Here is a 10,217-nt window from a genome sequence, read left to right as displayed (position 1 = left end):
TCTCCAATTCCGCTTCCCGTAACTTCTGAATGATCTGCTCGACCTGCAAACGCTTCGTGCCCATGATCCCCTCCCTTTTTCAAGTGATGGTCGTCAGTCTACGACTGACGACCGGACTCGTTTAAGGGGGGCAGGTCAATCTGAATAAGCGACGGCTGGATCGTGTGGTGAGTTGTCGCGAAAGACTCTTGTCGTACAAGCTTCCGATTATTGTCATAGCTTCCAGCAATCTCGACGAAGTACGAGAAGCTTTCATTCGAATAAATTCACAGGGAATGCCGATCGGTTCAGCCGATCGCGCATTTGCTCGTGCATCCAACATCGAACTGCGAGAGAAGGCAAACGATTTACGGGCAAATTTACCGCAAGGCTTTGTTGACCTTTCTCACGATACTATTTTACACGGCTTTTCGTTCATATCGGCAAATCAAGAACCCGATGTCGGCGAGCGAGCTATGGACGCTATGGTACGGCGGTGGGAACGAAGCATCGAATCGGACTCCGAAGCAATAACGAAATTCCTGAGTAGCTGGGGGAAATATCGCGCGGCTTTTACGAAGGCAATCGACTATGTTCGATCCAACTTTTCGGTGCTAGAGCTCCGCTTCTTGCCATCTGCGAACATGATCGCGACATTGACCGTTTATTTTTTCTCACACCCCGGTCAACCAACTACTAAGCATCGTAAAGAGATCAAAAAGTGGTTTTGGGCAACCGCCGTTGGTGAGAGATATTCCGGGCGCGGCTATAGGCAGAATATTATTTCCGATGTCTTGTTCTTTAAACGTCTTGCGCGGACAAATTCCGCGAGATTCTTGTTCACGGACCTTATCGATCGGAGTGACATTCTAAAAACAGAATACACTCAGCCATCCGCTCGTTCACGAGCTTTTGCGTGTTTGCTTGCTCGTCAACGGCCGTGCTATTTGACGAATGGAGAACAGGTTCTTTTAGGACAAGAAGCTGCTCGTGCAAACCGCAATGACCGTCATCATATCTTTCCCCGCGCGTTACTTGCCAACTACGGCTTTCAGCATCGAGACTATAACAGTATTTGCAACATCTGCTTCGTAGTGGCTGAAGAAAATCAGTCTATCGGCTCAAAAAGCCCACGAACCTACCTCGCAGACTTTCGATCAAAGCAGTATTTCGCTCGAGTGATGCGAAGTCATCTCATTCCACACGAAAAGGAGGGTGGCCTCTGGGACCGCGGTGTACCAGGTGCCTACCGCAAGTTCAAACGTCGACGGTTGGCGATTATTTGCAAGTCACTAGAGCTCGAAGCGGGGATCAAGTTATTTCGTAAGGACTAGCGATGTCGAACTACGGCCGGTGATAGACGCATTCTCTTTGAAACGACAGGCGCTAGCCGGACTCTGCTCTTTTCTCATTCAGAGTTTGTTTTCTTGCGAGTCGCGACGCTGGCCTCTACAATCTAAACGAATCGGCAAAAGTTGATGGAACACCACGCCCACTAAACAGCTAAGAAAGCCCATTTGACCGAATCGAGGCCCGCATGCTGACGCTTTCGGGGAGAGGTTCGCAGACTTGCGATCGCGTTGCGCGGCGCGATTTTCTTCGCCTCGGTGGGTTCGCGGCCGGCGGGCTCGCGCTGCCCGACATCCTGCGCCTCCGTGCCGAGTCCGGTGCGCGGCGCTCGCGGAAGTCGGTCATCCTCATCCACATGATGGGCGGCCCGAGCCAGATCGATACGTTCGACATGAAGCCCCGCGCGCCGAACGAATATCGGGGCGAGTTCCGACCGATCGAAACGAACGTGCCCGGCCTCGAGATCTGCGAGCTGATGCCGCGCCTGGCCCGGATGGCCGACAAGTTCGCCGTCGTGCGCGATCTGCAATTCCACAACGAGCTGCCGCAAGACCACGATCCGCAAGAAGTCTTCAGCGGGTTCGCGCCGAAGCACAAGCGGCCGCCGCTCGGCGCGATCGTCAGCCGCATCCATCCTCCCTCGTCGGCCGCGTTGCCGCCGTATGTGAGCCTGTGCAACCATGCTCCGAGCATTTTGCAGCGCGTGCATCCGGAAGACCCGTTATACGTCGGCGCAGGGCATCGACCTTTCGAGCCGATCTCCGGGCAGATGGCGCATCGCCAAATTCAAGTGACGCCGGAGCGTTTGCAAGATCGCGCCTCGCTCTTGAAACGTCTCGACAACATGCGCCGCGACATCGATCAGCGCGGCAACATGGCCGGCATGGATGAATACACGCGCCGCGCCTTGGCGATGCTCACCTCGCCCGAGGTGCTCGAAGCATTGGACGTCGCCAAAGAGCCGGCGAAGGTGCGCGAGCGCTACGGTCCCGACCGTTCCTTTTACGCCAGCTCGTTCGACTATTCGAGTCCGATCTCTTGGCTCACGACGAAGTTCCTCATGGCTCGTCGGCTGGTCGAGGCCGGCGTGCCGGTCGTGTCGCTGAACATCGGCTCGTGGGACCATCACGGCATCCTATCGAACGGCCCGCGCTCCGGCGTGTTTCCTCGGCTGCGTGAAGAACTCCCTTGGTTCGATCAAGCGTTCTCGGCGCTCGTGCTCGATCTCGAAGAGCGCGGCCTGCTCGACGACGTCGCGATCGTCGCCTGGGGCGAGATGGGACGCACGCCGCGCATCAATCGCCAAGCGGGTCGCGACCACTGGCAGGAATCCGGCTTCGCGCTGCTGGCCGGCGGCGGACTGCGCACCGGCCAAGCGATCGGCTCGACCGACAAATACGCGGCCCGCCCGCGCGGCAACCCTCACTCGGCCGAGAATGTTTTCGCCACGCTTTACCACGTCCTCGGCATCGACACGAGACAAACGATCCCCGACCTCACCGGTCGGCCGCAGTTTCTGCTCGACGACCAAAAGCCGATCCGCGAATTGATTTAGCAGCCGCGGCCGTAAAAGCGAGTCGATGCTTACTCGCGGAACCATTTCTTAAACGCAGCGATCGTATTCGCCGCCGCCGTGTCGCTGTCGGGCCAGGGGAGGGCTTCGGCCGAGGCGTAGCGGTCGTAACCGATTTCTTTCAGCGCCGCCGCGATCGGGGCGAAGTCGAGATGGCCGCTGCCGGCAGGGCGGCGGTTCGAGTCGACGAAATGCACGTGGCCGATATAGCCTTGCCCCGCGCGCAGGGCGTCGGCGATGTCGACCTCTTCGATGTTCATGTGAAACAGATCGGCCAACAGCAGCACGTTGCGCGTCTTCAGCGACTTCAACAGCGCGACCCCTTGCGCAACGGTAGTCACCATGTTGGTCTCGTACCGGTTCAGGGGTTCATAGAGGAGCGGCGTCGCGTAATGTCGGGCATAGTCGCCGAGTTCTTCGAGCGCCTCGGCCAGCCAACCCCGCGCGGTCGCTTCCTCCACGCCGTCGACGCCGTGCCGCCCTTGCATCGAGCCGATGATCGCCGGAGCGCCGAAGGGGCCCGCCAGATCGATGATCGACTTGATGAACTCGCGCGCGGCGGTGCGCTGCGCGGCGTCGGGTAGCGTGAGGTTCAGCTTGCCGCGCACCCAGCCCGCGCCGGTGCCGACCGCGGCGAGCGTCAGGTGATGGTCGACGAGCAACTGCTTAAGCGCTTTCGGATCGACCGCGTCGGCCGACGGCGGAAACACCTCGACGGCATCGAAGCCGAGCTCGGCCGCCTTGCGACAACCGGCCGCGAGATCGTCCCAAAAGACGAAGGGTCCGCCGCGAGCTTCCTTCACCAAACTGATCGTGACGGCGGAACGAATCGGCATCTGCGGAACTCCTGAAACGCGAGCGGCTGACGAGCGAGTTCTGTAGGATGCCGCGCCCGCTACTCGAACGTCAAGTGCCCGAACCCCTCGGGCCGAATCGCCGCCGCTGCCGGCGCGGTCCAACTTTGCACTCCGGTCGACGGCGCGATGCGCTGTACGCCGAGAGCCCAGGCGTCGCCGGAGCGCGGCGGCTCGACCGTCAGCTCGCTCCAAGGAATCGCCGCTTCGACGGTCCAGGTCGTCTCATCGCCCCCGGCGGCGACGAACCATTGCGGATCCCAGCCGGTGTCGTCCCAACACGACTCGGCGGTCCAGCCGCGGCGGTCGACCGAGAGCTTGTAATAGGTCGCGTAATCTCGATCGAGATCGAGGCAAAAGTCGACCCGATCTTGGGCCGCGAGGTCGGTGTCGCGCTGCCGCGGACCGGTCGGGGCCGGCATTTCGGTATTAGGAGTGCGCCGGCAACGGACCGCTAAATAAAGGTACTCGGCATCATGCGCGATCAGCGCCACGGCAGGCCAAGCGTCGTCGTCGCCGAGCGGGCTGCGTAGCTCGAGCGGCGTCGCGGCGCGCCACACGGCATCGTCGAGCGTTCCATCCAAGAGCGGCTTTTCGGTTGCCGCGAGCGAACGATGTTGCCGCTTGATGCCCGTCGTGCCGGGATTGCGAATCGCCGCTTCCGACGCGGCGCAGGCCCACCACGCATCTTCGGGATGCGAACGGACGAAATGCTTGTAGAAGCTTTCCGCTTCGGCGGTCTGCCCGAGCTTGCGTCGCGCGGCAGCAAGCGGAAAGAGAATCGTCGGCTCGGCATGCCCGACCGGATCGCGGCTCTCGAAGTAAGCCCCGAGCGCGATCGCGCGCCGTCGCCGATCTTCATCACCGGTATACCCAACCAGCGCAGAACCAGCAGAACTATCTATCACGCCATTCACCGCAGCGCCGCTTGCGGTTTCGCGAGCCGCCGTGCTTACCGCTTCCGCCGGCTTCGCCGCAGGAGCTTGCTCGCGCGCGTTGCGCCCCAGCAGCATCGCGGCCGGCGTCGGCATCACGGCCATCTGCGTGATCGACGGCGGACCTTGCGCGATCGTGATGTTCAGCTTCTCCAGCCGATCGGCCGTGCCCGGAATGCCCGCTGCGGATTCGACTTGGCCGAGCGTGTTTTGCGAAACCGTGCGCGGCTTCGATGCCGAGATCGCCCCTTCGCCGGTGCTTGCGCCGAGCGGGGCCATCGCCAGGGCGTCGGCCGTGTGGATCATCGCGCGGCGCAAGCGCTGATCGGCTTCGCTGCTCGCCAGATAATGAACGAGCCGATGCAGGCCCGCTTCGGAGTCGGAGTGTTGGGGATAGCGCGTGAGAAGATATTCATACGTTTCCCGCGCCGCTTCCCAACGACCGGCGAAGCGGAACGTCTCGGCAAGCTCGAAGACGGCCCGGCCGGCAGGCTCGTCTTCCAGGCCGGCCGTGACGTCGCGCAGTCGCCCGGCGAGCTCGACTCCGACGGTCCCGCTTTTCTGCATGACGATTCCTTCGAGGCTCCGTCGTCGCTCGGCCGTGCGCCGCATCTTCAAAATCGTATCGCCGACCGTGCCGACGATGGTGCGCCGCGCATCGCCGCCGGCCGGCAACACCAAGCCGGCGAAAAGTTCTCGTTCGGGCGCGGCCGAAGGAGTCCGGTTCATACACAACCGGACGGCCACGGTCGCCGACGGCGCCGTCCGCCGGTCGGACAACAGTGCGCGGCCGGGCGAACAGAACTCGTCGAGCGCGATCGCCGTGCGCGTCATCACATCCGAAGCTTTGACCGATGCCGTGCCTTGCGTTTGATTCGGCTCGTGGCCGAACGCCTTTTGCGCTTGCCATGGCGCGAGCCCGAGCAGTTCGATCTGCTCCGGAAAAGCGTTGGGATCGGCGGCCGCCTCGAGGGCCTGCATCACCAGTTGATGCAGCAGGTGATTCGTCGGCAGGTCGCCGCGCGGAGCAGGAGCATGCGTGAGCACGACGTCGGGCCGCCACGTGCGAAGTTGCAACACGAAATGTGCTTGAATCCGGCGCAGGCCCTCGGCTTCGTCGCCGGCCCCCCAGGTCGAGAGGACGTCGCTCGCCGACAGTTGCAACGCGGCTTGCCGGAGCGGAAAGGCCCAAGCTTGCTGAGTCGAGGAGATGCCCAATGCCGAAAGGCCATCGGCAACCCGATCGCCGGCAGCGGCGCTCGAGTCGACTCCCGGCTCGCAATCGCGCCGGCCGACGAGCGAGGCGACCGTGCGGTAGCCGTCTTCGGTGCAGCTCTTGGCGATCAACTCCAGCGGCATCGACTCGGCATCGGTAAAGCAACTCCAGAGGGCTGCGCGCCGATCGCCGTACGATTGTTTGTTCCAAGTCTTTCCGCCGTCGACCGTCGCCAGGATCGTGCCGAGCGCACCGACCGCAAACCCACGCTCGGCATCGACGAACGCCACGTCGCGCAGCGGCAACGGTTGCTTGGTCGGCAGCAGCTCCCAATGCCGCCCGGCATCGGCGCTATGCAGCACCACGCTCCCCGGCGCACCGACGATCCACAAGCTCGCGCCATGCCGGGCCATGGCGTGCCAATCGCATTGCGCGCCGACACCGGAAGTGAGATCTTCGCCGCTCGCGTGCCACGCGGCACCCCCATCTTCGGTCGAGAGGACGAGTCCGCCGTCGCCGACGAGCGTGCCTGCTCCACCACGATCGAGCGCGATGTCGCGCACGGTGCGCAGCCCGAACTCGGCGGCGGGCGTAGCGCTGAGAAACCGCTCCGCGAGCGCGACGACTCGGCCCGCGCCGTCGGCGACCGTTCCGGCAGCGTGGTCGATTTTATGCCCTTCCGCCGCCGCGAGATCGGCCGCCACGATACCGGCCGGCAAGTGGCCGCCGGCGGCGCTCCAGGTCTTGCCGCCGTCGCGCGTGAAGTGCAGACCGGAAGGGGCAAGCGTCGAAGGGTCGCCCGCAGCCCAACCTTCTTGCGCAGTGCGCATCCGAATTTTTCGGAGGGCGGGTAGCAGCGGCGTCGGCTCGAGTTGCCAGGTCGCGCCGCCGTCGACGGTGCGCAACAATACGCCTCGGCTCCGATGCACGTAAGGATCATAGTATCCGCCGACGATCCAGCCTTGTTGAGCGTTGAGAAAGTAAACGTCGCGCAGGCGGCAACCGAGGCCCGACTCTTGCGCCGCCCAGTGTGCGCCGGCGTCGAGCGTATGGAGGACGGCGCCATGATCGCCGACGGTCCAACCTTGCGCGGCATCGAGGAAGAAGACACTCGCGAGGTCGGCGTCGTCGCGCCGGCTGCGCAGCGCCTCCGCCGGCGCCGGCGGCGGGCCTGCCGACGCGATGCCTGCGAGAGTCGGTATGAGGAGCGAGGCAAAGAGCGCGACGACAGCGACTTTTATGCGACTTTTCATGCGGCGGAGAGTAGCAATAAGGGAGGAAACGAGAAAGGGGATCGCAACGGGCCGGCACCGCTTCAAGCTGCCGCTGCCGGCGGCTTGATTCGTCTAGGGGCCGGCGCAGGGTCTCGCTATACTTCCGCCGCTTCGTTCTGCAACCGCACAAGGATTGCGCGGTTCGCTTTACTGCGTTCACGGAGGAACACGCGATGTGCCACGGCCTTCGCGCTTGCAATCGCTTTCGCACTTTTCGACTCCCGGCTCTAGGGCTCGCGTGTCTGCTCGGTTGCTTTTGCGTCGGGAACAGCGCGACGTTCAGCGCCGCCGCCGAACCGGCGACGCGCGTCGTCGGACAAGGGGCGCCGCCGATCGTTCCTCCGCGCAGTACGCTGCGCATCGGCGATGCGAAACGCCCGACTCCGCAGACACCTGCCGCAGCCGCTGCGCCGACGACGGAAGAGGAGCGGAACTCGCGTTTGCAAATTCATCGCCCGGCGGAAACGCCGCCGCAGCCGCCGTCGCAATTGAAGCCCCGTCCTGCGACACCGCAGCCAAGATTGCAACCACAGCCTTCGACGGCAACGCCGAACGCGAAGGAGCCGGTCGGAAATCTGACTGTTCGCAGCCCCGCCTACACCGCGTCGTCGGCGACGTTGGCTCCGCGCGCTCCTTTGGCGCCGCGCGCGCCGTTGCGTGCCGCAACGCCACCACTCGCTACGCCGAACGGAACTCCGGCTGTCGCCCCCCAGGCGGCGAAGACCGAAGCGACCGGCATCGGTGCCGACGGCTTGCTCGGCGATCCGACTCCGCCGCCGATCGCGGGCCCAACCACTGCGACCGGAGCAGGGCCTCAGGTCTTCTCGCCTCCTCCCGTTTCCGACACGATTACGTTTCCGCCGACCCGCTCGCAAGGAAACCAAGTTCCTGTGGGCGCGACGCCGACGACTCCGGGTCTTCCCGATGTGATTCCGTTGACGTCGCCGACGCAGCCCGTCCTTCCTACATCGCCGGCGGATGGGGCGACGGATCTCTCGTCGGATGTTTCACCGGCCGCTACGGTTGACGATCCGGCATCGCCGGGCCCTCTCCCTAAGTTGGAGCCGGTCGACTTCAACGGCGTGTTGCTTGGTGAGTCGACGCTGGAAGAAGTGCTCAAGGCCTGGGGCGAGCCGGTTCGACGTCAAGGGGCCGGCAACGACCTCAAGCTCCACTACAAGATCGATCCGTTCGAGTCCGTCGAAGTGACGTTCTTCGAAAACAAAGCCGAAGCGATCGTCATCGAACTGGGAAACCGCTTTCCACCGACCGAGGTTCTCAAAGAACTCGCGCTCAACGAAGCCGATGCCATCGCGGTCGAAGATGTCGAAGGCAATGCGCTGGGGGTCGTGTTTCCCGAACGCGGTGTCTCGCTTCGCTATGAGCCGGGGCCCGATGTTCCGCTCGTCGCCACGATCGGGCTCGATCGGATCAGCGCCCGGCCGTTCGTCTTGCGGGCCGAAAAAAGGTCTGCGGAATTCTATACCGCCGCACTCACGGATCTCACGGTCGCCACGAATCTCGACGCGAAGAATAGTCGGGCCCATTGGCTGCGGGCGAAGCTGCTGCAAAAGGTCGGCCGACCTCGAGCCGCGATGGAAGCGATCGAAAGCGCGTTGAAGATCGACACCAAAGCGGCCGACTACTTGCTGACGCGGGCCGAGCTCTTGGCCGACGAAGCGTTGTTCGACGCGGCGCTCGCCGACAACCAGACGGTCGTCGAAGGAACGAAATCGTTGCCGCTCTATCAGGCACGGGCATGGCTCCAGCGAGGCAACTTGTTGGCCGGCGGAGCGAGGCCCGACTACGGCCAGGCGATCGATGCCCACACGCGGGCCGTGCGATTGGTCGAGCCGTTGGCGACGGAGAAGAATCGTACGCTCCGGTGCGGCGCGAAACGAGTGCTCGTCGAAGCGCACTTGGCAATCGCGCAGGATGTCGCGTGGGGAGAATGGCAGTCGAAGGAAACGGTCGTCGAGCGCTGGTTGAAGAAAGCAGAAGCGATCGCCGTCGAAGGACGCGCCTCGGGAGATCTGAGCATCGACGTATTGCTCGACGTCTATGTGCGTGCGTCGGCGGCGTGCGTCGGCATGCAAGGGGGAGCCGATCCGCTCGTGTGGGCCGAAAGTTTGCGAACGACTACGAACCTCGCCTTGGCAGACTGCAACGATCCGCTGCGCAGGAAGCAAATTCAATTCGAAGCCGGCATGGGTCTCTACGACGCGCTTCAATCGTTGCATGCCCGAGGAGATATCGACAACGCTTTGAAATTCGGAACCGAAGCGGTCGAGTTGATTCAACAAGGCCGCGTCGGGCGCGATGAAACGCCGATCGACGCTTATCGCTTCGGCCGACTTTATTTCCGCATCGGTTCGCTCTATGCCGTGAAGCGGGAAGACCACAAGACGGCGGTCGAGTGGTTCGAGCGCGCGGCGCCGCTCATGGAACGACCGCTCATCGAAGCGGCCGCGGCCGATCGTGGTCGCCAGGGAGAAACGCTCGTCAGCATGGGCATTTCCTATTGGGCCCTCGGCAATCGAGAGCGAGCCCTGCAACTCACGAACGTGGGAGCGGGCTACATGCAGCAAGCAGTGCGCGACGGTGTCCTCAACGCCTCGGCGATGGGAGTCGCGTATTCGAACCTCGCAACGATGCACCGACAACTCGGCGACGAAACGACGAGCCGCAAGTTCGTCGAAATGGCAACACGCGTCGAGCCGGCAGCGGGCGGCGTGCTACGGCGTTAAAGTAGCAGGCACGTTCCACGTGCCGTCCGCCACGTGCGCCGTTCTGCGAAGAAGACGCAGCGGGCAATACTTCCTGGCGAGCGGCCGATGTGAACCGGCCGTTTTACGTGTTGATTGACCAAGCCGCTGTGGCTGTGTGAAGTCCTCCGTGGCGGACGGCACGTGGAACGTGCCTGCTACGTTGAAGACATGGCCCAATTCTTCGCGTTGAATCTCGCGGCGCGACGTGCGATGTTGAGCCGTGTGAGGAGACGCGACTCCGACCTCCGGTAGGTTTCGACGCGTTGCT

General features: G+C 63.1%; 5 protein-coding genes. 3 read left to right on the top strand and 2 right to left on the bottom strand.

Features of this window, described 5'->3' with window-relative positions; genetic code table 11:
• Nucleotides 1-188: 188 nt before the first annotated feature.
• Both K8U03_23590 and K8U03_23585 read left to right on the top strand, forming a co-directional pair.
• Nucleotides 189-1,313 (top strand): hypothetical protein, encoded by a 1,125-nt coding sequence (locus K8U03_23590; GenBank protein ID MCE9607879.1) that lies wholly within the window; start codon nucleotides 189-191, stop codon nucleotides 1,311-1,313.
• 203 nt (nucleotides 1,314-1,516) lie between these two features.
• Entirely contained in the window at nucleotides 1,517-2,884 is a 1,368-nt protein-coding gene (locus tag K8U03_23585; protein ID MCE9607878.1) for a DUF1501 domain-containing protein, read from the top strand.
• Between the two features lie 29 nt (nucleotides 2,885-2,913).
• On the opposite strand, the gene K8U03_23580 is transcribed toward K8U03_23585, so the two are convergent.
• Together K8U03_23580 and K8U03_23575 are read right to left on the bottom strand one after the other, a co-directional pair.
• The gene (locus K8U03_23580) at nucleotides 2,914-3,738 is read right to left on the bottom strand and encodes a sugar phosphate isomerase/epimerase (GenBank protein ID MCE9607877.1); all 825 of its coding nucleotides are present in this window, start codon (nucleotides 3,736-3,738) and stop codon (nucleotides 2,914-2,916) included.
• Nucleotides 3,739-3,797: 59 nt separating this feature from the next.
• Nucleotides 3,798-7,160 carry a tetratricopeptide repeat protein gene (locus K8U03_23575; protein MCE9607876.1) on the bottom strand — a complete coding sequence of 1,121 codons (3,363 nt, stop codon included), beginning with the start codon at nucleotides 7,158-7,160 and terminating at the stop codon, nucleotides 3,798-3,800.
• Nucleotides 7,161-7,354: 194 nt separating this feature from the next.
• Here K8U03_23575 and K8U03_23570 point away from each other — a divergent pair, with 194 nt between their 5' ends.
• Nucleotides 7,355-9,928 carry a hypothetical protein gene (locus K8U03_23570; protein ID MCE9607875.1) on the top strand — a complete coding sequence of 858 codons (2,574 nt, stop codon included), beginning with the start codon at nucleotides 7,355-7,357 and terminating at the stop codon, nucleotides 9,926-9,928.
• The last annotated feature ends 289 nt before the right edge of the window (nucleotides 9,929-10,217 follow it).

The organism is Planctomycetia bacterium (assembly GCA_021413845.1).
Classification (GTDB): domain Bacteria; phylum Planctomycetota; class Planctomycetia; order Pirellulales; family PNKZ01; genus PNKZ01.
Note: the sequence above shows the minus strand (reverse complement) of the source record. Positions and strands in the feature narration are given on the sequence as shown.